This window comes from Pseudomonas sp. LBUM1674 (assembly GCF_059695635.1).
On record NZ_CP166779.1, the window covers coordinates 781,177 to 802,259 of the forward strand.

General features: G+C 59.7%; 20 protein-coding genes and 4 tRNA genes. 14 read left to right on the top strand and 10 right to left on the bottom strand.

Annotated features, from left to right (window positions below; all coding sequences use genetic code 11):
* Positions 1-2: 2 nt before the first annotated feature.
* Together ACA067_RS03565 and thiO are read left to right on the top strand one after the other, a co-directional pair.
* Positions 3-410, top strand: a complete 408-nt coding sequence (locus ACA067_RS03565) for a type IV pilin protein (protein WP_497460632.1) — start codon at positions 3-5, stop codon at positions 408-410.
* Positions 411-465: 55 nt separating this feature from the next.
* Positions 466-1,566: a glycine oxidase ThiO gene (gene thiO, locus ACA067_RS03570; RefSeq protein ID WP_497460633.1), complete on the top strand. Its 1,101-nt coding sequence runs from the start codon at positions 466-468 to the stop codon at positions 1,564-1,566.
* A gap of 184 nt (positions 1,567-1,750) precedes the next feature.
* On the opposite strand, the gene ACA067_RS03575 is transcribed toward thiO, so the two are convergent.
* The 4 genes from ACA067_RS03575 to ACA067_RS03590 all read right to left on the bottom strand — a co-directional run bounded on the left by ACA067_RS03575 (position 1,751) and on the right by ACA067_RS03590 (position 6,067).
* Complete coding sequence (locus tag ACA067_RS03575; protein ID WP_497460634.1) at positions 1,751-3,097, bottom strand: sigma-54-dependent transcriptional regulator; 1,347 nt, start codon at positions 3,095-3,097, stop codon at positions 1,751-1,753.
* Entirely contained in the window at positions 3,094-4,683 is a 1,590-nt protein-coding gene (locus tag ACA067_RS03580; RefSeq protein ID WP_497460635.1) for a sensor histidine kinase, read from the bottom strand. Before ACA067_RS03580 ends, ACA067_RS03575 begins: the two co-directional genes overlap by 4 nt.
* Positions 4,673-4,906, bottom strand: a complete 234-nt coding sequence (locus tag ACA067_RS03585; protein ID WP_128870787.1) for a PP0621 family protein — start codon at positions 4,904-4,906, stop codon at positions 4,673-4,675. Before ACA067_RS03585 ends, ACA067_RS03580 begins: the two co-directional genes overlap by 11 nt.
* Positions 4,907-5,044: 138 nt before the next feature.
* Positions 5,045-6,067, bottom strand: coding sequence for an outer membrane protein assembly factor BamD (locus ACA067_RS03590; protein ID WP_497460636.1), 1,023 nt, complete (start codon positions 6,065-6,067; stop codon positions 5,045-5,047).
* Between the two features lie 151 nt (positions 6,068-6,218).
* On the opposite strand from ACA067_RS03590, the gene rluD reads away from it, so the two are divergent.
* From rluD to ACA067_RS03625, 7 genes are all read left to right on the top strand, one after another.
* Positions 6,219-7,181: a 23S rRNA pseudouridine(1911/1915/1917) synthase RluD gene (gene rluD / locus ACA067_RS03595; protein ID WP_046048807.1), complete on the top strand. Its 963-nt coding sequence runs from the start codon at positions 6,219-6,221 to the stop codon at positions 7,179-7,181.
* Entirely contained in the window at positions 7,178-7,903 is a 726-nt protein-coding gene (gene pgeF / locus ACA067_RS03600) for a peptidoglycan editing factor PgeF (protein WP_497460637.1), read from the top strand. Before rluD ends, pgeF begins: the two co-directional genes overlap by 4 nt.
* A gap of 130 nt (positions 7,904-8,033) precedes the next feature.
* Positions 8,034-10,598 carry an ATP-dependent chaperone ClpB gene (clpB, locus tag ACA067_RS03605; RefSeq protein WP_497460638.1) on the top strand — a complete coding sequence of 855 codons (2,565 nt, stop codon included), beginning with the start codon at positions 8,034-8,036 and terminating at the stop codon, positions 10,596-10,598.
* A 298-nt stretch (positions 10,599-10,896) separates the two neighbouring features.
* Positions 10,897-10,972: transfer RNA gene (locus tag ACA067_RS03610), tRNA-Asn, on the top strand.
* Between the two features lie 9 nt (positions 10,973-10,981).
* Positions 10,982-11,058, top strand: a tRNA-Pro gene (locus ACA067_RS03615).
* A 5-nt stretch (positions 11,059-11,063) separates the two neighbouring features.
* A tRNA-Lys gene (locus tag ACA067_RS03620) sits at positions 11,064-11,139 on the top strand.
* A gap of 96 nt (positions 11,140-11,235) precedes the next feature.
* Positions 11,236-11,312: transfer RNA gene (locus ACA067_RS03625), tRNA-Pro, on the top strand.
* 118 nt (positions 11,313-11,430) lie between these two features.
* On the opposite strand, the gene ACA067_RS03630 is transcribed toward ACA067_RS03625, so the two are convergent.
* From ACA067_RS03630 to ACA067_RS03650, 5 genes are all read right to left on the bottom strand, one after another.
* Positions 11,431-11,832, bottom strand: coding sequence for an HvfA family oxazolone/thioamide-modified RiPP metallophore (locus tag ACA067_RS03630; RefSeq protein ID WP_497460639.1), 402 nt, complete (start codon positions 11,830-11,832; stop codon positions 11,431-11,433).
* A gap of 318 nt (positions 11,833-12,150) precedes the next feature.
* The gene (locus tag ACA067_RS03635) at positions 12,151-13,449 is read right to left on the bottom strand and encodes an NAD(P)/FAD-dependent oxidoreductase (RefSeq protein WP_497460640.1); all 1,299 of its coding nucleotides are present in this window, start codon (positions 13,447-13,449) and stop codon (positions 12,151-12,153) included.
* 60 nt (positions 13,450-13,509) lie between these two features.
* Entirely contained in the window at positions 13,510-13,683 is a 174-nt protein-coding gene (locus tag ACA067_RS03640; protein WP_064675841.1) for a DUF3094 domain-containing protein, read from the bottom strand.
* A gap of 55 nt (positions 13,684-13,738) precedes the next feature.
* Positions 13,739-14,266: an MOSC domain-containing protein gene (locus tag ACA067_RS03645; RefSeq protein WP_497460641.1), complete on the bottom strand. Its 528-nt coding sequence runs from the start codon at positions 14,264-14,266 to the stop codon at positions 13,739-13,741.
* Complete coding sequence (locus tag ACA067_RS03650) at positions 14,263-14,889, bottom strand: DUF1780 domain-containing protein (RefSeq protein ID WP_007970534.1); 627 nt, start codon at positions 14,887-14,889, stop codon at positions 14,263-14,265. Before ACA067_RS03650 ends, ACA067_RS03645 begins: the two co-directional genes overlap by 4 nt.
* 250 nt (positions 14,890-15,139) lie before the next feature.
* Between ACA067_RS03650 and ACA067_RS03655 the strand changes: the two genes are divergently transcribed.
* From ACA067_RS03655 to ACA067_RS03665, 3 genes are read left to right on the top strand one after another with little or no spacing between them, the layout of a single operon-like run.
* Positions 15,140-16,507 carry an aromatic acid/H+ symport family MFS transporter gene (locus tag ACA067_RS03655; protein ID WP_497460642.1) on the top strand — a complete coding sequence of 456 codons (1,368 nt, stop codon included), beginning with the start codon at positions 15,140-15,142 and terminating at the stop codon, positions 16,505-16,507.
* A complete protein-coding gene (locus ACA067_RS03660; RefSeq protein ID WP_497460643.1) occupies positions 16,504-17,724 on the top strand; it encodes a benzoate/H(+) symporter BenE family transporter in 1,221 nt (406 codons plus the stop codon). Before ACA067_RS03655 ends, ACA067_RS03660 begins: the two co-directional genes overlap by 4 nt.
* Positions 17,725-17,740: 16 nt before the next feature.
* Positions 17,741-19,009, top strand: a complete 1,269-nt coding sequence (locus ACA067_RS03665; RefSeq protein WP_497460644.1) for an OprD family porin — start codon at positions 17,741-17,743, stop codon at positions 19,007-19,009.
* 8 nt (positions 19,010-19,017) lie between these two features.
* On the opposite strand, the gene ACA067_RS03670 is transcribed toward ACA067_RS03665, so the two are convergent.
* Complete coding sequence (locus ACA067_RS03670; protein WP_497460645.1) at positions 19,018-19,260, bottom strand: DUF2790 domain-containing protein; 243 nt, start codon at positions 19,258-19,260, stop codon at positions 19,018-19,020.
* 121 nt (positions 19,261-19,381) lie between these two features.
* On the opposite strand from ACA067_RS03670, the gene ACA067_RS03675 reads away from it, so the two are divergent.
* Together ACA067_RS03675 and ACA067_RS03680 are read left to right on the top strand one after the other, a co-directional pair.
* Complete coding sequence (locus ACA067_RS03675; protein ID WP_497460646.1) at positions 19,382-20,314, top strand: LysR family transcriptional regulator; 933 nt, start codon at positions 19,382-19,384, stop codon at positions 20,312-20,314.
* A 76-nt stretch (positions 20,315-20,390) separates the two neighbouring features.
* Positions 20,391-21,080 (top strand): energy-coupling factor ABC transporter permease, encoded by a 690-nt coding sequence (locus ACA067_RS03680; RefSeq protein WP_497460647.1) that lies wholly within the window; start codon positions 20,391-20,393, stop codon positions 21,078-21,080.
* The last annotated feature ends 3 nt before the right edge of the window (positions 21,081-21,083 follow it).

A 21,083-nucleotide genomic window follows, 5' to 3' on the forward strand; every position in this document is an offset into this window, starting at 1 on the left:
GCATGCGCAGAACCAACCGAGGTTTTACCCTGATTGAAATCATGATCGTGATTGCGATCATCGGGATCGTCATCACCATTGGCTACCCGAGCCTCACCGAGTACGTGAAGAAAGGTCGCCGGACTGAAGTGGCGGGTTTGCTCTCCGAGCAGGCGCAAATTCTTGAACGGTTTTATTCGAGCTCGAAGACGAGTGTCTATACCGGTGCCTCTGGCCTGAGCGCCGGCAATGATTTCTATACGATCACTCCGGCCTTGACCGATCAGGCCTTCAAGTTGACGGCTGTGCGCAAGACCGGCAGCGCCATGGCGACGGACAAGTGTGGGGATTTCACTATCACCAACACCGGCGTCAGAAGCATGGATAATGCTGCAGCTGGCCTGACCACCAAGGATTGCTGGGGTCGCTGAATTCCTTTTCGGGCGCCTTTTTCGCCCTCTGTCTATTTAACGATTGGATCAGAACATGACCAGGCAACAGCAAGTGGTGATTGTCGGTGGCGGCGTAATGGGTTTGCTGACGGCATTCAATCTCGCGTCCGAAGTGCAGAGCGTTGTATTGCTGGACCGCGCGAATGTCGGTCAGGAATCCTCCTGGGCCGGTGGCGGTATCGTTTCGCCGCTCTATCCATGGCGCTACAGCCCGGCGGTCACCGCGTTGGCCCATTGGTCCCAGGACTTTTATCCGCAGCTGGGCGAGCGGTTGTTCGCGGCGACCGGGATTGATCCCGAGGTGCACACCACCGGTTTGTACTGGCTGGATCTCGATGACGAAGCCGAAGCGTTGGCCTGGGCCGAGCGTGAAAATCGGCCGTTGCGGGCCGTGGATATCTCGGCGGCCCACGATGCGGTGCCGGTGCTCGGTGCCGGTTTTGCCCGGGCGATCTACATGGCCGATGTGGCCAATGTGCGCAATCCGCGGTTGGTGAAATCCCTCAAGGCTGCGTTGCTGGCACTGCCCAACGTGACGATTAATGAGCAGTGCGAAGTCGACGGGTTCATCCGTGAAGGCGTGGCTGTAGTCGGGGTGCAAACCTCGGCGGGCGCCATTCGTGGCGACCAGGTGGTTCTGACGGCTGGCGCCTGGAGTGGTGATTTGCTCAAGAGCCTGGGCCTGGACCTGCCGGTCGAGCCGGTCAAAGGACAGATGATTCTTTACAAGTGCGCGGCGGACTTTCTGCCGAGCATGGTACTGGCCAAGGGGCGTTATGCGATTCCCCGGCGCGACGGGCACATTCTGATTGGCAGTACGCTGGAGCATGAAGGTTTCGACAAGACACCGACCGAGTCTGCGCTGGAAAGCCTGAAGGCGTCGGCGGTGGAGTTGATTCCGGCATTGGCGGAGGCCGAAGTGGTCGGGCATTGGGCGGGGCTGCGGCCGGGTTCACCGGAGGGCATTCCTTACATTGGCCGGGTGCCCGGGTTTGAGGGCCTGTGGCTCAACTGCGGGCATTACCGCAATGGGCTGGTGTTGGCGCCGGCGTCGTGTCAGTTGTTTGTGGATGTGATGTTGGGCAGGACGCCGATTATTGATCCGGCGCCTTATGCGCCAGAAGGGCGGATCTAGCCGCAGGATTTTCAGCGCCTGTCAGATCGCTATCGCGGGCAAGCCCGCTCCCACAGGGATTTTCTTTGTTGCACATGTCAGGTGAACACCTAAGAGTCTTGCTTCCACAGGGATCTTCTTTGTTGCACATAACATGTGAACACTGACGCCTCCTGTGGGAGCGAGCCTGCTCGCGAAGGGGCCCTCAATCCAGCCCGAGCTTCTTCAGTCTGTAACGCATCGACCGAAATGAAAGATTCAACCGCTGAGCCGCCGCCGTCCGGTTCCAGCGGGTTTCCTCCAGCGCCTGGAGGATCAGTTTGCGCTCGACGTTTTCCAGATAATCCTCCAGGTTGTCGATCTGCGTCAGGTCCGGCACACCGCCTTGCGCGGCGCAGTTGCTTTCGGCCAATCGCAAGTCGCCGGCTTCGATCTGTTGGTTTTCACACAGCGTGTGAGCCCGTTCGAGCATGTTCTCCAGCTCCCGCACATTGCCCGGAAAACGATAGCTTTTCAGCGCGTCGAGGGCGTGTGGGTGGAGTCTTGCGGCGGGCTGGCCGCTGCCGGCTGCCAGGCGTTTGAGAACATGGATGGCCAGAGTCTCTATATCGTCACGACGTTCGCGCAAGGACGGAACCCGCAGTTCGATCACGTTCAGCCGATAGTACAAATCCTGGCGGAAGCGCTCGGCGGCGACTTCAGCGTCGAGGTCTTTGTGGGTGGCGCAGAGGATGCGCACATCGACCACGGTTTCCTGCTGACCACCGACACTGCGCACGGCTTTTTCCTGAATTGCCCGCAGCAGTTTGACCTGCATCGCCAGTGGCAAGTCAGCCACTTCGTCGAGGAACAGCGTACCGCCATGGGCTGCCTGGAACAGGCCGGGCTTGTCTTCGATGGCACCGCTGAAGCTGCCTTTGCGGTGGCCGAAAAACTCGCTTTCCATCAATTCCGAGGGAATCGCCCCGCAGTTCACCGGGATAAAGGGTCGGTTGGTCCGCGGCCCCTGTTCGTGGATCAGTCGCGCGACCAGTTCCTTGCCGCTGCCAGACTCGCCGCTGATGTACACCGGGGCCTGACTGCGGGCCAGTTTGTCGATTTGTTTGCGCAGGCTGCGCATGGGCAATGAGTCACCCAGCAACTGCCGATCGACGGTGCTGCTGGCGCCGCCCGGCGCGGTCAGGCGCAGGGCGCTGGCGACCAGTTCCCGCAGACGGGAAAGGTCTACCGGTTTGGTCAGGTAGTCGAAGGCCCCGGCCTTGAGTGCATTGATCGCTGTTTCAAGGCTGCCATAGGCAGTAATCATGGCCACCGGTACCTGTGGATGGCGTTGCTGGATGTAGTGCACCAACTCCAGGCCGGTGCCGTCCGGCAGACGCATGTCGGTCAGGCACAGGTCGAACGGCTCGCGTGTCAGCAGAGCCTGGGCTTCGCCAAGGTTGCGAGCACTGAAGGTGTCGAGTTTCATCCGTCCCAGGGTGATTTCCAGGAGTTCTCGGATGTCCGGCTCGTCGTCGACGATCAGGACTTTTTGCCGTGGGCTTGTATTCAACTTTGTTTCCGTCCGTGAGCAAAGGTGATACGAAAGCAGCCGCCGCCTTGGCGTGGTTTGAAGTCTAGGCGGGCCTGGTTGCTTTCGCACAGCTCACGGGACAGATAAAGTCCAAGCCCCGTCCCTTGGGTGCTGGTGGTGAAGAACGGTTCGAATAGCTGTGCCTGATGGTCCGGTGCCACGCCGGTTCCATCGTCCCGGACCTCGAGAATCGGCAGCTGGCTGTCACGGTCGACAAACAGTTCGAGCCAGACCTGCGCCTGGTCGTGGACCTGGACGCTATGGCGCCAGCCATTGCGCACCAGATTGTCGAGTATCTGGGTCAGCTGGTTCGGGTCCATCAGGGTTTTGAAGTCGCCCGAACCTATGTGCAGGTGAATCTGCTGACGCTCGGTCGCGCGCGCTCGGGTTTCGGCGACGAACTGTTCCAGCCACGGCTTCAGGTCGAGCCGTTGTGCCTCGGTTTGTTGGCGACGGGACAGTTGCAGGACGTTTTCGATAACCCGATTCATTCGCTGAGAGTGGTCTTGAATAATCTGGGTCAGACGTCGATCCGCGCCATTGAGTTCCTCTGATTCCTGTAATAGCTGCGCGGCGTGACTGATGGCGCCCAGTGGATTGCGGATTTCATGGGCGATGCCGGCTGTCAGGCGGCCGAGGGCGGCGAGTTTCAATTGTTGGGCCTGTTGGGCGATCTGGGCGAGGTCTTCGAGAAACACCAGATTCTGGTAGTGGGGGCTTTGGTCCAGGGCAATAAAGCTCGGTTGCAGCTCCAGGCCACTGCCGTCGACTTTAACGCTCTGAGGGCGCAGCGTCGGATTGTTACGCCACAGTTGCAAGCGTTCGACCAGAGCAGGCGAGTAATTATCGATAAGATTGCCTTCAAGCCCGTCCCGCCCCAGCAGTGTCAACGCGCTGTGGTTGGCCAGTTGCACCCGTCGCTGGTCGTCGAGTACCAGGATGCCGGTGCGCATGCGTTGCAGGATCAGCGCATTGAGGGCTTCGAGGCCGACCACTTCGCTGGCCCGTTGCTCGGCCAGGCTTTCACTGACTTCCAAACGCCGGGTCAGGCCTTGTACCAAGAGTGCTGCGGCGAAGCACAGGGCGCCCAGCGTGCCGACTTGCAGGTAGTCGTTGGGTCTGGCCGGATGGCTGAAGTTTATCAGCAGGCTCAGCCCGACGATGCCGAGCGCACCGACAGCGGCAATCAGCAAGCCAATACGCCGCCGCAACAAGGTGTTGCTGATCGCCACCGACACGATCAGCAGATTGCCGATGGCGCTGGCCACGCCGCCTCCGGCGTAGAACAGGCCACACAGCAGCAGTACGTCGGTCAGCGCCAGACTGAACAACTGCGCCGGGCGACGGGTGTTCTCAAGAAATACCACCAGCAGAATATTGAGTACCAGGTACAGCCAGCTGCCGGTGCGCAGCAAGTCGTCATTGGCGAACTTCAACAACTGGTTGTCCATGTTGCTGGAAATCAACAACACCAAGGTGAGGCCGACGCTTAAACGGTAAAGATGATAGAGACGCAGCAGTCGCTGGGCCTGTTTGCTGCCGGGACTGGACGTCTCAGCGATCACTTGAACCCGGGCCTTGCTCAAGGTGAGCCTGGCTGCAATACCACTGTTGTTGAAGGTTCAGCGCGCGGTCGCGGGGCAGGTGGACGCCGCAATGCGCGCAGCGGACCATTGGCGCCGCTTCCAGCTCGGCGGAGGACTTGGGGGCGGAGGAAGAAGCCTTGAACTTGCGCCAGAACCATACCGCAGCGGCAATCAGGGCGATCCAGAACAATAAACGAAGCATGGTGAGCTGCTTTATTAGCTAGTGATCAGGCAGTTTAGCAAGGACATGACCTGCGCACAGCCAAATAGCTCTCCACAAACAAAACGCAATAAAAAAGGGAGACCAAGGGTCTCCCTTTTGTACAGATTGTCGGTCGTATCAGTCGAACACGCCGAAGGTCATGTAGCTGAACCACGAGCGGTCGCTGTTGTTGGCTTCAGGCTCAGGTTCCTCTTCTTCGATCACGTCGCCATCTGCATCTTTAGGCTTGAGATCGCTTGGAATCGCGTCCTTGGCTTCCTGGAACTGCTTCTGCACGTCCTGGTTGGCGCGGGTTTCGCCCGGCGGCAGCGGCGGACGGGACTCGATAAGGCCCAGGGTGGCCTTGCTCAACCACGAACGGTTGTCGGCTTCGTCGACCGAAGGCTTGAACTGACCGTCGACCAGGCTTGGATGGTTCGGGTAGTTGAGCTTCAGGGTTTCGAGGCTGGTGTTGGCCAGTTCGTCCAGGTGCAGACGCTGGTAGGCCTCGGTCATCACCGCCAGGCCGTCACCGACCGACGGGGTTTCCTGGAAGTTTTCCACCACGTAGCGACCACGGTTCGCGGCGGCGACATAGGCCTGACGGGTCAGGTAATAATCGGCAACGTGAATTTCGTAAGCGGCCAGCAGGTTGCGCAGGTAGATCATGCGCTGCTTGGCGTCAGGCGAGTAGCGGCTGTTCGGGAAGCGGCTGGTCAGCTGGGCGAACTCGTTGTAGGAGTCGCGAGCGGCACCCGGGTCACGCTTGGTCATGTCCAGCGGCAGGAAGCGCGACAGCAGGCCGACGTCCTGGTCGAAAGAAGTCAGACCCTTGAGGTAATAGGCGTAATCGACGTTCGGGTGCTGTGGGTGCAGACGAATGAAACGTTCGGCGGCGGACTTCGCAGCCTCGGGCTCGGTGTTCTTGTAGTTGGCGTAGATGAGCTCGAGTTGAGCCTGATCAGCGTAGCGACCGAACGGATAACGCGACTCCAGGGCCTTCAGCTTGGCTGTGGCGCTGGTGTAGTTGCTATTGTCCAGATCGTGCTGAGCCTGCTGGTACAGCTCGACTTCGCTCAGGTTTTCATCTACGACTTCCTTCGATGAGCAAGCAGCGGTCAATGCGAGGATGGCGATCAGCAGCAGGTGTTTCACTTGCATGGCGGCTTGCGTCCCTATGACGGCCGCTGTCTTGGGCGGGGCCGTCCTGTTATGATGAGCGCCCCGATGAATAGCTTCGGGGCAAAAGACGCCGTATTTAACCACAAGCGCGCAGCCGAAACCAAAAGCTGTGCCGACGCCTAGTCTGAGCATGTCCGATAAAATTGAACTTCGCGCAGAGGTGCCGTCCGAATTGGGCGGCCAACGCCTCGATCAAGTCGCCGCACAATTATTCGCTGAGCACTCGCGCTCGCGCCTTTCCGCCTGGATCAAAGACGGCCGCCTGACTGTGGATGGGGCGGTTATCCGCCCGCGAGACATCGTTCACGGTGGCGCCATTCTTGAACTGACTGCCGAGCAGGAAGCTCAGGGCGAATGGATCGCTCAAGACATCGAGCTGGACATCGTCTATGAAGACGACGACATCCTGGTGATCAACAAGCCTGCGGGCCTGGTGGTGCATCCGGCTGCCGGTCATGCTGATGGCACCTTGCTCAACGCCTTGCTGCACCATGTGCCGGACATTATCAATGTGCCCCGCGCCGGTATCGTGCATCGCCTGGACAAGGACACCACCGGTCTGATGGTGGTGGCCAAGACCATTCAGGCGCAGACCCAGCTGGTCACGCAACTGCAAAGTCGCAGCGTCAGCCGGATCTACGAATGCATCGTGATCGGTGTGGTGACAGCCGGCGGCAAGATCAACGCGCCGATCGGTCGTCATGGCCAGCAACGCCAGCGCATGGCCGTGATGGAAGGTGGCAAGCAGGCCGTCAGCCATTACCGCGTGCTCGAGCGTTTCCGCTCCCACACTCACGTGCGGGTCAAGCTGGAAACCGGTCGTACGCACCAGATTCGTGTGCACATGGCCCACATCAACTTCCCGTTGGTCGGAGATCCTGCCTACGGCGGTCGTTTCCGTATCCCGCCGGCAGCCAGTGTGACCATGATCGAATCGTTGAAGGCTTTTCCGCGTCAGGCACTGCATGCGCGGTTCCTGGAGCTGGATCATCCGACCACCGGTAAACGCATGAGTTGGGAATCGCCACTGCCGGACGACTTCGTCTGGTTGCTGACGCTGCTCAAGCAGGACCGCGAGGCGTTCATCGGATGAGTGACTGGCTGATTCCTGACTGGCCTGCGCCGGCCGGGGTGAAAGCCTGTGTGACCACCCGTGCGGGCGGCGTCAGTCTGGCGCCGTTCGACAGCCTCAACCTCGGCGATCACGTCGACGACAGCCCCGAAGCCGTTGCCGAAAACCGCCGGCGCCTCACCGATCATTTCTCTATTCAACCGGCCTGGTTGCAGCAGGTTCACGGCATTGCCGTGGCTCATGCCGACCCGAGCCTGGTGGCTACCGCCGACGCCAGCTGGACGGCAACGCCCGGTATCGCCTGCACGGCGATGACCGCCGATTGTCTGCCAGTACTCTTCTGCGACCGTGCCGGCACTCGTGTGGCTGCGGCCCATGCCGGCTGGCGCGGGCTGGCGGCGGGCGTGCTGGAAGCCACCCTCGACAGTCTGGCCGTGCCGCCTGCCGAAGTGCTGGTCTGGCTCGGCCCTGCCATTGGCCCGCAAGCCTTTGAGGTCGGCCCGGAAGTGTGCGAAACCTTCGTCCTGCAACTGCCTGAGGCCGCCAAAGCCTTCGTGCCCAGTGCAAATGCTGGCAAATTCATGGCTGATATCTATGAGCTGGCGCGATTGCGCCTGGCTGCCCGCGGTATCACTGCCGTCTATGGCAGTGGTTTCTGCACCGTGACCGATCCGCGCTTCTTTTCTTACCGCCGTAGTCCACGCACCGGTCGGTTTGCCTCCCTGATCTGGCTCGAACGCTAGACTTAGCTGACTTGCATCAACGTCAAGACGCTTGAATCTCCCAGAATTGACCACATCTAATGAGGTATCTGGCAGGTTTCTTCATTCAGGATGTTTTATCGGTCCGGCCTGCTCAAAAGGAAGGTGACCCATGCGTATAGACCGTTTAACCAGCAAATTGCAGTTAGCTCTATCCGACGCCCAATCTCTGGCCGTCGGCCTTGACCATCCCGGCATTGAGCCGGCGCACTTGATGCAGGCCATGCTTGAACAGCAGGGTGGTTCGATCAAGCCACTGCTGATGCAGGTGGGCTTCGACGTCAACAGCCTGCGTAAAGAGCTGACCAAAGAGCTCGATCAGCTGCCCAAAATCCAGAACCCGACCGGCGACGTCAATATGTCGCAGGATCTGGCGCGCCTGCTCAACCAGGCCGATCGCCTGGCACAACAGAAGGGCGACCAGTTCATTTCCAGCGAACTGGTGCTGCTCGCCGCCATGGACGAGAACAGCAAGCTTGGCAAGTTATTGCTTGGTCAGGGCGTGAGCAAAAAAGCCCTGGAAAACGCGATCAACAACCTGCGTGGCGGTGAGGCCGTCAATGACGCCAACCACGAGGAGTCGCGCCAGGCCCTGGATAAGTACACCGTCGACCTGACCAAGCGCGCCGAAGAAGGCAAGCTCGACCCGGTGATCGGCCGTGACGATGAAATTCGCCGGACCATCCAGGTGCTGCAACGTCGCACCAAGAATAACCCGGTGCTGATCGGTGAGCCTGGCGTCGGTAAAACGGCGATCGCAGAAGGCCTGGCCCAGCGCATCATCAACGGTGAAGTGCCCGATGGCCTGAAAGGCAAGCGCCTGCTGTCGCTGGACATGGGGTCGCTGATTGCCGGTGCCAAATATCGCGGCGAGTTCGAAGAGCGCCTCAAATCCCTGCTCAACGAGCTGTCGAAGCAGGAAGGGCAGATCATCCTGTTCATCGACGAACTGCATACCATGGTCGGCGCCGGCAAGGGCGAAGGTTCGATGGATGCCGGCAACATGCTCAAGCCGGCACTGGCTCGCGGCGAGTTGCATTGCGTCGGCGCAACCACGCTCAACGAGTACCGCCAATATATAGAGAAGGATGCCGCCCTCGAACGGCGCTTCCAGAAAGTCCTGGTGGATGAGCCGAGCGAAGAAGACACCATTGCTATCCTGCGTGGCCTGAAAGAGCGCTACGAGGTTCACCACAAGGTGGCAATCACCGACGGCGCGATCATTGCCGCCGCCAAGCTCAGCCATCGCTACATCACGGATCGTCAATTGCCGGACAAGGCCATCGACCTGATTGACGAAGCCGCCAGCCGCATCCGCATGGAAATCGACTCCAAGCCGGAAGTGCTGGACCGTCTGGAGCGGCGCCTGATTCAGCTGAAGGTCGAATCCCAGGCGCTGAAGAAAGAAAGCGACGACGCGGCGAAGAAACGCCTGGAAAAACTCCAGGAAGAAATCGCCCGCCTCGAACGTGAGTACTCGGACCTGGAGGAAATCTGGAACGCGGAAAAAGCCGAGGTTCAGGGGTCGGCGCAGATCCAGCAGAAAATCGAACAGTCCCGTCAGGAACTGGAGGCGGCGCGCCGCAAAGGCGACTTGAACCGCATGGCCGAGTTGCAGTACGGGATTATCCCGGATCTGGAGCGTAGCCTGCAGATGGTCGACCAGCACGGCAAAAGCGAAAATCAGTTGCTGCGCAGCAAGGTGACTGAAGAAGAGATCGCCGAAGTCGTGTCGAAGTGGACCGGTATTCCGGTGTCGAAAATGCTCGAAGGCGAGCGCGACAAGCTGATGAAGATGGAAAGCCTGTTGCACCAGCGTGTGATCGGCCAGGACGAAGCGGTGGTTGCCGTTTCCAACGCGGTACGGCGTTCGCGGGCCGGGTTGTCCGACCCGAATCGCCCGAGCGGCTCGTTCATGTTCCTCGGCCCGACCGGGGTCGGTAAAACCGAGTTGTGCAAGGCACTGGCCGAGTTCCTCTTTGATACCGAAGAGGCGATGGTGCGCATCGACATGTCCGAATTCATGGAGAAACATTCCGTGGCTCGACTGATCGGCGCACCACCAGGCTACGTAGGCTATGAAGAAGGCGGTTACCTGACCGAGGCGGTGCGTCGCAAGCCTTACTCGGTGATCCTCCTGGACGAGGTCGAGAAGGCCCACCCGGACGTCTTCAACATCTTGCTGCAAGTGCTTGAAGATGGCCGCCTGACCGACAGCCATGGCCGCACGGTGGATTTCAAGAATACCGTGATTGTCATGACGTCCAACCTGGGGTCGGTGCAGATCCAGGAACTGGTCGGTGATCGTGAGGCGCAACGCGCGGCGGTGATGGATGCGATTTCCACACACTTCCGGCCGGAGTTCATCAACCGGGTCGACGAAGTGGTGATCTTCGAGCCGCTGGCGCGGGATCAGATCGCGGGCATTACCGAGATCCAGTTGGGGCGTCTGCGCGCTCGTCTGACCGAACGGGAACTGAAGCTGGAACTCAGTCCGGAGGCGATGGACAAGCTGATCGCAGTCGGCTACGACCCGGTATACGGTGCACGACCGCTCAAGCGAGCGATCCAGCGCTGGATCGAGAACCCGTTGGCGCAGCTGATTCTGTCGGGTCGTTTCATGCCCGGCGATACCGCCAAAGGTGTCGTGGAAAACGACGAAATCGTATTTGGTTGATCCACGGCGGCCGTAAAAGTGAAGAGGCCTCGCATTGCGAGGCCTTTTTTTCGTTAGGCTGTTGAACTGAAAGGAAAAGGCTTGTAAAGTGCGCCCCGCAGTAAGTCGCCCGCCAGGGTTTCTGCTCCCCAAGCAGGAATCTAAAATAAGTTGCAAATCATTAACTTGAAAGCAATTTGGGGGTTGACAGAGGTTGTGAAGATTGTAGAATAGCGCGCCTCAGACACACGAACGCAGCGATGCGATCGGGTCGAAGAGACCGCAGTAAGCTTCACCGTTGTAAATTGAAATATGTAGTTCCGTGATAGCTCAGTCGGTAGAGCAAATGACTGTTAATCATTGGGTCCCAGGTTCGAGTCCTGGTCACGGAGCCAATTTCAAACCGGGGTATAGCGCAGTCCGGTAGCGCGCCTGCTTTGGGAGCAGGATGTCAGGAGTTCGAATCCCCTTACCCCGACCATTTTTGGGTCGTTAGCTCAGTTGGTAGAGCAGTTGGCTTTTAACCAATTGGTCGTAGGTTCGAATCCCACACGACCCACCATTTTTGAAACCAGTTAACGCTGGGATCAGATCTTAAGATCAGAGGCCAAAAGCGCTGATCGAAGAAGGCGACTTGTAAAGGTCGCCTTTTTTTTACCGGGGTATAGCGCAGTCCGGTAGCGCGCCTGCTTTGGGAGCAGGATGTCAGGAGTTCGAATCCCCTTACCCCGACCATATTAAAAATCCTCGTATCGAAAGATACGGGGATTTTTTTTGTCTGCTGAAAAGCAGTGCATACACAAAACCCCGCGCTTCCTGGAAGAAAGGCGGGGCGGGTTCGTTGCTTCAGGGCTTAACTATTGTCTTTCAGGTGCTCGAACAAGCCTTTTGGCATTTTTTTGCCATTGGCTTCGTAGTTGGCCTTCACGTTATCAAAAGCCTCTTGTTCGTCGATCTGGCCATCATGGTTGGTGTCGATCTTGTCGAAGTCAGCCTTGGGCGCCACTTTCAGGAATTCCGCGCGGGATACCTTGCCGTCACCATCGGTATCGGTCCGGGCCATCGATTCATCGCCACACTTGCCTTCGCCACATTTACCTTCCGGGGTTTTCACCACCTGTTCGGCCGAGGCCAGCAGATAGCCCTGAGTCAGGGGCTGTGAAGCGAACACGGAACCGGACAACATCATGCCGCCGGCCAAGACAGCGCCAAGCAGGCCAATGGTGTTCTTGCCGAGAGTGGTGGTACGGGACATTTGAAATCTCCTGGGTTGCACGACACAACCGTTCGATAAAGGACGCCACGTAAGTGCGGCGATAACCTGTGCAGGCGGGGTGCCTTGCTCGGGTGTGGCCATTTAGCGGGGTGGGTGTATCGCTACTGTGTCGCGCAAGGGGGAGTTTGTAAGCGAAAAGAAGTATTCGGGGGAGAGATACAGTGAGACACAGATCTCCAGATCATTGAAGAGTTAATGTGGGAGCGAGCTCGCTCGCGATAGCGGTCTGACATTCAGCGCATCTTTTGAATGTTAAGCCGTCATCGCGAGCAAGCTCGCTCCCACAGTGGATGGGTGTCAGTGCAGCTTGAGCCGCGGCTCAGTCCCACGCCCGATCTTGCTGCCCAGCATCAGCATCGCCGTGCGAAACGCGCCGTACAGTGCCATCTGGTGCATCCGGTACAACGACACGTAAAACATCCGCGCCAGCCAGCCCTCGAGCATTACGCTGCCGGTCAGGTTGCCCATCAAGTTACCCACAGCCGAAAAACGCGACAGCGAGATCAACGAGCCGTAGTCGGTGTACTTGTACTCTTGCATTGCCTTGCCTTCGATCCGCAATTTCAGCGATTTGGCCAGCAACGACGCCTGTTGATGTGCAGCCTGGGCCCGTGGCGGCACGTTGCGATCGGTGCCCGGCTGCGGGCAGGCCGCGCAGTCACCGAAGGCGAAGATGTTTTCGTCGCGGGTGGTTTGCAGGGTCGGCAGCACTTGCAGTTGATTGATGCGGTTGGTTTCCAGGCCATCGATGTCCTTGAGGAAGCCCGGCGCACGGATTCCGGCCGCCCAGACTTTCAGGCTGGCGTTGATCACTTTGCCATCGGCGGTGATCAGGCTGTCGGCCGTCACTTCGCTGACCGCGGCATTGGTCATGACATTGACCCCGAGTTTCTCCAGGGTTTTATGCACAGGCCCGCCAATCCGTTCCGGCAGCGCAGGCAGCACCCGTGGCCCGGCTTCGATCAGGGTGATGTGCATGTTTTCCGGTTTGATCCGGTCCAGGCCATAGGCCGCCAGTTCATGGGCGGCGTTGTGCAGCTCGGCGGCCAGTTCGACCCCGGTGGCGCCGGCACCGACGATGGCGACGCTGATCTGCTCGACCGTGTCGGTTTGCCCGGCGTGGGCGCGCAGGTAATGGTTGAGCAATTGCTGATGGAAGCGCTCGGCCTGTTTGCGGGTGTCGAGGAACAGGCAATGCTGCGCCGCGCCCTGGGTGCCGAAATCGTTGGTGGTGCTGCCAACGGCAATGACCAGCGAGTCATAGCCCAGTTCACGGGCCGGGACCAGCTCCACGCCGGCTTCGTCATAGGTCGCGGCCAGCTGGATTTTCTTCTGGGTGCGATCGAGCCCGCTCATGCGCCCCAGCTGGAACTCGAAGTGGTTCCATTTTGCCTGGGCAACATAGTTGAGTTCGTCTTCGGAAGAGTTCAGGGAACCGGCCGCCACTTCGTGCAACAGCGGTTTCCAGATGTGGGTCAGGTTCGCGTCGACCAGCATTACACTGGCCGTGCCGCGCTTGCCCAGAGTCTTACCCAGACGGGTAGCCAACTCCAGACCGCCGGCGCCGCCGCCAACGATGACAATACGATGAGTCATGGGGATATCTCGCAAGGCTAAAAGAAATCGGTGCAATTACCCGAGCGAGCGCAAGGCAGCTCATAGCGTCAGGTAACTGATAAATCGGCTCAACAGGCCAAGACCTATGGTCACTGCCAATACCACCACCAGGAGCATCCACGGCCGAAAAGGCCGGCGCTCGACACGGTGCTGGGACAGTCGCAGGTACTCTTCGACATGCTTCTGGTCTTCTGGTTTCAGGCGGCTGGTCATATCGGGCCTCGTCAGGGGTAGACGTTGCTAAATGTAGGGAAGCTACAAGCGCGGTTTATCCCGCATTGAACGCAGCATAGCCGCTGGCCGGAATGGGCTCGACGCTCACTGTATCGTCCAGGCGAATGATTCCACTTTGTAACACCCGGGCGGTGATTCCGCCATGTCCGCGCACGGCCTGAAAGGTCCCGGGACCGAGGTTGGTTTGCAGGCGAGCACAGGGCTGACACCAGCCGGTGGTTTCGAAAATCGCCTGACCGATCCTGAAGCGTCGGCCTTTGAGGCTGAACAGATTGATGCCGCTGACGACTATATTGCGCCGCAGGTCCTGAGGTAGCACCGGGTGGTCATCCGCGCGGCCCATCAGCGAACTGATTACGGCCAGGTGCTCCCATTGAATCAGCGTCACCTGGCGCGCATTGCGTATGCCCGGGCGGGCGCGATCACCGGTCAAGCCAACCTCGAGACGTGCTTCCACAGCCTCGAGCTCGATCATTGGCGCATGACGCTCCGGTCGCACGCCGATCCATCGAACGCGGCCCTGTTGCGGCACTTCGGCAATCAATTCCTGCAATGGACTCACAGGCTGATCCCGACGTCGAACACAATGCTGCGACCCAGGTTGCTGCGCAGGAAATCCGGCGCATCCGGGTGCGCGAACAGCACGCGGGCAAAGGTAGGACCGACCAGTGACAACGAACGCCAGCCCTGACGCAGGTACTCGGTAGGCGGCGGGAAATGGCTGTTGAGGTCCAGCACTTCGCGCTTGAGGCTGGCGAAGGCGATGATGTCCAGCTCCCCCAGGTCCATGCCGCGTTCTTTGTAGTTATGCGCTTTTTTGCGCAAGGTCGGTGCCAGTCTCAGCAAGAACTCATTGGCCGGAATGCGTCTCGGCTTGGCCTCGCGGCGCACCAGCTGGCTCAGGGAGAATGCGCTGCGCCGTCGTTGCAGTTCATCGCGCCACTCGTCGTTGAGGCGCCGGCCTTCATCGAGAACGAAGAACACCTCGAAACTGGCGTCACGGAACAGCACGTCCGGCGGCTCTCCGGCCGGAGCGAATTCGTCGGCGCGGTAGGGAATGTTCAGGCCCTGCAACAGGCGCTGGCACACCCAACGCTCACGCTCCCATTTGCGGGCATTGGAGAGAAACGCGTTGGCTTGCTCGGCCGCAATGGTCAGCAGGCGTAAGTAATCTGAATCATCCATAGGCCCAAGCTTAGCGTTCAAATGCGCTCGCAAAGAAGACAGTTTATCGGAGAGGGTCAGAAATCTGCCGGATCTGGCGCACGTCACCCTCGCAACACCTGCATCCCGCGCCCGGTTCGGGCATTGCACAAAACGGATAGTGATCTGCGTAAAGCGGATATTTGCGCGTGCCTGGCAGCTTTACCCTCGGCTTTACGGGACGTTAGCCGCGTTAACGACGCTCTTAAAACAACAACAAGAGACAGATGCCATGCGCAAGATCGACGTACATGAGGTTATCGACAACGCACGATTCAACCGTTTTCACTGGATGGTGCTGTTCTGGTGTGCCCTGATCATCATCTTCGATGGTTACGATCTGGTGATCTACGGCGTAGTCCTGCCGATGCTGATGAAAGAATGGGGGCTCAGTCCCCTGCAAGCGGGCGCACTGGGCAGTTATGCACTGTTCGGAATGATGTTTGGCGCGTTGTTCTTCGGCCCGCTGTCGGACAGGATTGGCCGCAAAAAAGCCATCACGATCTGTGTGATGCTCTTCAGCGGTTTTACCGTGCTCAACGGATTTGCCCGCAACCCCACCGAGTTTGGCGTTTGCCGATTTATTGCCGGGCTTGGCATTGGCGGGGTAATGCCCAACGTCGTGGCGCTGATGAACGAGTACGCACCGAAGAAAATCCGCAGCACGCTGGTGGCGATCATGTTCAGCGGCTACTCGGTGGGCGGCATGCTTTCGGCGGGGCTCGGTATCGTGCTGATCCCCAGTTTTGGTTGGCAGTCAGTGTTCTACGTGGCGGTGCTGCCGTTGCTGTTGTTGCCGTTGATCATGTACTTCCTGCCCGAGTCGGTGGGTTTCATGCTGCGCCAGGGGCGCAATGCAGAGGCGCGCACGATCCTGCAGCGGATTGATCCGGCTTACGTCGAGCAAGCCGGCGATCAACTGCACATGAACGACGTGAAAGGGACTGGCACTCCGGTACTGCAACTGTTCCGCGAGGGCCGAGCGCTGCGCACGCTGATGCTGTGGCTGGCGTTTTTCTGCTGCCTGCTGATGGTCTACGCCTTGAGTTCCTGGCTGCCGAAACTGATGGCCAACGCCGGTTACAGCCTGGGCTCGAGTCTGTCGTTCCTGCTGGTACTCAACTTCGGTGCCATTTTCGGTGCGGTGGGTGGGGGTGTGCTGGGTGACAAACTCAACTTGCCGCGGGTGCTCGCGGTGTTCTTCGCCGGTGCAGCCGTATCGATCACCCTGCTGGGATTCAACAGCCCGATGCCGGTGCTGTACCTGCTGATCGCCATTGCCGGCGCCACGACCATCGGCTCGCAGATCCTGTTGTACGCCTGCGCTGCGCAGTTCTACTCCATGACCATTCGCTCCACCGGTCTGGGCTGGGCGTCGGGCATCGGGCGCAACGGCGCCATCGTCGGACCGCTGCTGGGCGGCGCCTTGCTCGGGATCAACCTGCCGCTGCAGCTGAACTTCATGGCCTTTGCCTTGCCCGGTGCAGTGGCCGCGATCGCCATGACCGTGTTCGCCATCAGCAGTCGGCGCAGTGCCCGGCAACCGCTACCGGGCGCGCAGCAAGGATCGCCTGACGGGGCTGTCGGCGAGGTTTCATGAAAGTGTTATTCCGGGACTTTTCCCTGTCGGCGGCAGTCGCCGGATTTATCGCCACGGTGATTTCCTACGCAGGCCCGTTGGTGATCATCTTCCAGGCGGCCGAGACCGCGCACCTCTCGCGAGAAGTGTTGTCGTCCTGGGTCTGGGCGATTTCCATCGGCAGCGCCGTGCTCGGCATAGGTCTGAGCCTGCGTTATCGCGTACCGGTGATCATCGCGTGGTCGGCACCGGGTTCGGCGTTGCTGGTGGCGCTGTTGCCCGGGATCTCCATGCCGGAGGCCGTGGGGGCTTACCTGGTAAGCAGCCTGATTATCTTTCTGGTCGGGGTGTCCGGGGCGTTTGACCGGATCATCGGCAAACTGCCCGCGGCCATTGCGGCAGCGATGCTGGCGGGGATTCTGTTCAGCTTCGGCACCGGTTTGTTCGTCTCTTTGCAGGGCAAGCCATTGCTGGTGCTGGCGATGTTCGCCACCTACCTGATCTGCAAGCGGGTGATGCCGCGTTATGCGGTACTGATGGTGCTGCTGGTGGGGTGTTCGCTCGCCTTTCTTGCCGGTGATCTGCACCGTGAAGCGCTGGTGATCGGTTTTGCCACGCCGGTATGGATTACCCCGACGTTCAGCCTGAGTGCGACCCTGAACATTGCCCTGCCGCTGGTGATGGTGGCGCTGACCGGCCAGTTTGTTCCCGGCATGGCAGTGCTGCGAGCCAGCGGTTACTCGACGCCGGCCGGCCCGATCATCGCCAGCAGTGCGTTGGGCACGGCGCTGTTGGCACCGTTCGGTTGTCACGGGCTGAATCTGGCGGCGATCACCGCGGCCATTTGCACCGGCCGCGAGGCCCATGAAAATCCCGGCAAACGCTATGTGGCCGGCGTCGTGGGTGGCCTGTGTTACCTGGTGCTGGGGATCTTCGGCGCCACCCTGGTTTCACTGTTTTCGGCGTTCCCCAAAGAACTGATCGCAGCCCTGGCCGGGCTGGCGCTGTTCGCCGCGATTGCCGGGGCGTTGGCCGGCGCCATGGCCGTGCCCAAGGATCGCGAAGCGGCGCTGGTGACCTTTCTCACCACGGCGTCGGGCATGTCGTTGTTGGGGTTGTCCGCTGCATTTTGGGGGCTGATTTTCGGCATGGTCACCCACTTGCTGTTAAACGCCCGTCGTCCTGTTCCTCGCAGCGAAACCGCTGCGGCTGAAGCACTTCAACCTGTCGATCAATAAAAACAAGAGAACAACGATGAAACAGATTCTTCCAGCAACCGGTTCCGTGTTGTCCATGGCTGTCGTCTCGAGTTTCTCCGCCGGTGCGATGGCCACCGAGGGCGGCTTCATCGAAGACGCCACGGCGACCTTGCAAGCGCGTAATTACTACTTCAGCCGGGACTTTTCCGACATCGTCGGCGCCAACCAGCAATCGAAGGCCGAGGAGTGGGCGCAGGGCTTCATCCTCAACGTCAAGTCCGGTTACACCCAAGGCCCGGTCGGTTTTGGTGTGGATGTCATCGGCCTGCTCGGCCTCAAACTCGACAGCAGCCCGGACCGGGTCAATACCGGTTTGCTGCCGGTGCAGGATGACGGCCGTGCGGCGAATGATTACAGCCGACTGGAAGGCGCGTTGAAGGTGCGCTACTCCAAGACCGAACTGAAGGTGGGTGAATTACAACCCAACGTGCCGGTGCTGGCCTTCAGCGATATCCGTCTGCTGCCGCCCAGCTATCAGGGCGCAAGCATCAGCTCGAACGAGATCAATGGCCTGACCTTGCAAGGCGGTCACTTGAGATCAACCAGCCTGCGCAACGAGGCCGGCGACGAAAAGATGCAAGCCATGCTCGGTCATGTACCGCAGCGCCAGGTCAGCAGTGATGGCTTCAACTTTGCCGGCGCCGATTACGCCTTCAATGAAAAGCGCAGCTCGGTCAGCGCCTGGTTCGGGCAACTGGAAGACATCTACAACCAGCGCTTTCTCGGCCTCAAGCACAGCCAGCCGCTGGGCAACTGGACCCTGGGCGCCAATCTCGGTTACTACGATTCGCGCGAAGACGGCAAACAGCTGCTGGGCAATATCGACAACCAGGCGTTCTTCTCCCTGCTGTCGGCCAAGCGCGGCGGCCACACGTTTTATCTGGGTTACCAGGGCATGTTCGGCGACAGCGCCTTCCCGCGGGTCTTTGCCAACATCTCACCCTTGGGCAATGAAGTGCCGACCTACGAGTTTGCCTACACCGATGAGCGCTCCTGGCAGGCGCGTTACGACTACGATTTCGCGGCCCTCGGCATGCCGGGGCTGACCAGCACTGTGCGCTACATCACCGGCAACAATGTCGACACCGGCCTGGGTTTTGAAGGCAAGGATCGCGAACGTGATCTCGATCTCGGCTATGTGCTGCAGAGCGGCAGCCTCAAGGGCCTCGGTATCCGCGTGCGCAATGTGATGGCGCGATCCAACTACCGCAGTGACATCGATGAGAACCGTTTGATCCTCAGCTATACGTGGACGTTGCTATGAAGCGGCGATCACAGATTGCTCATGCAGTTGCCCATCACCTGATACGTCACGCGATGGGTCTGGCCCTGATGATCGATGTAGACCATAGTCGCTGGCACAACGTCGCAGGCGGTTGCGGTGTCGGTCACTGAAACCACTTCGGCGATGTCCAGCGGCTGCGCCGGGTTGTACGGGGTGGCGGTCGGCTCGTTGCCGGCGGCCATGGCCGAGGTGGCGACAAGGGTCAGAAACAGGCTGATCAGGGTTTTCATTGTTCCGTGCTCCATGTTGATTCCGATACCTGAATTCTAGTCTTTGCCCCCGCCTGATAAAGAGGCCTGCGCCTGATGCAGCCTTACAGGAAACGTAACAATCTTCGCCGCTGGAGGGCCCATGGATCTGCTCAATAACTTGCGGGTGTTCGTCCGCGTGGTGGACTGCGCAAGTTTTACCGCTGCCGCCGATGCGTTGGATCTGTCGACCGCGCAAGTGTCGCGACTGGTGGCGGATCTGGAGCAGCATGTGCAGGCGCGCTTGCTGCAACGCACTACGCGGCGGTTGAGCCTGACCGAGGCCGGAGAACGCTTCCTGCTGCGCAGTCGGCAAATTCTTGAAGAAATGGAAGAGGCAACGGCAGAGGCGCGCGGCGCTCATCTCAAGCCGAGTGGACGGCTGCGGGTGCACAGCATGAATGGCCTGGGCGTGTTGATCACGCCATTGATCGCCCGTTACAGCGAGCTTTACCCCGATGTGGTGTTCGAACTGACCCTGTCGCAGCGCAATCCCGATCCGCTGGAGGAAGGGCACGATGTGGTGATTTCGATCGCCCATGAACTGGCCGATTCGCAATTGGTCGCCCAGGCCATCGGGCAGATCTACAGCGTGCCCTGCGCCTCCCCGGCGTACCTGCAACGGCGTGGCGTGCCCCATACACCGCTGGCGCTGAACGAGCATCAGTGCCTGCGCATGCTCGACCCGTTGTACGGCGATGAATGGGTCTTCCAGGACGAGCATGGCGAACAGGCGGTCAGCCCGGCGAAGACCTTTCAGTGCAACGTCGCCGAGTCGATGGTCAAGGCGTCGGAGGCCGGCATGGGGATCAGCCTGATTCCGTTCTATATCGCATCGCGCCCCTTCAGCGATGGCACCTTGTTGCGTTTGCTGCCGGCCTGGCGCCCCCGTCAACGCAAGGTGTATGCGCTGTACCCGTCACGGCGTTTTCTGGATGCCAAGGTCCGGACCTGGGTGGACTTTCTCAAGGCCGAATTACCCAGACTGTTCGCCGAGCACGAGGCGGTGATGGACGATCCACGGCATTGGGCCTGACGTCGAAGGGCGTGCGAAGGTCGGTGTAGACTGAGGGTCTGTTCTCTTTCGGCAAGACAAGGGAGTGTGCCCAGCGATGATCGGCGCCGAGTTACTGTCACCTGAATCCCTCGCGGTAGGGTGGTTGATCTATGTGCCGGTGCTGATCTGGGCGGTTGCGCGAGCGCCGTGGGTCGAGCTGTTCAGCGATAGCCGCCGCCAGCATTTACTGTTTGGTACAGTGTTCGCGCTGTTCATGCTGTGGCTGGTGCGACGGGATTTCGATACCGGCGTCTCCTACCACTTCATCGGCATGACCGCCGTGACCCTGTTGCTCGACTGGCCATTGGCGATTGTCGGCGGATTGGTCGCGCAAGCGGGGCTTGTGCTGCTCGGCCGCCAGGATCTGGCGGCGATGGGGGTCAACGGCGCGCTGCTGATTCTGCTGCCGGTGCTGGTCACCGAGTGCTGCGCGATCCTGGTGGAGCGAGCGCAGCCGCGAAATCCCTTTGTGTATATCTTCGTTTCCGGTTTTTTTGCGGCGGCGCTCTCGGCGTTGTTGTGCCTGCTGCTGGCGCTGTGGTTGTTGTGGTTCGACGAACGTTTTGCCATGCCCTATTGGCTGGAAGACTTTGTCGGTTACTTGTGGCTGATCATTTTTCCGGAGGCCTTCATCAACGGCATGGTGGTCAGCGCGCTGGTGGTGTTCTGTCCCGAGTGGCTGGAGACCTTCAATCGTACACGCTACCTTTCGGCGCCCTGGAAAGACGACGATCCCAAATCTTGATCC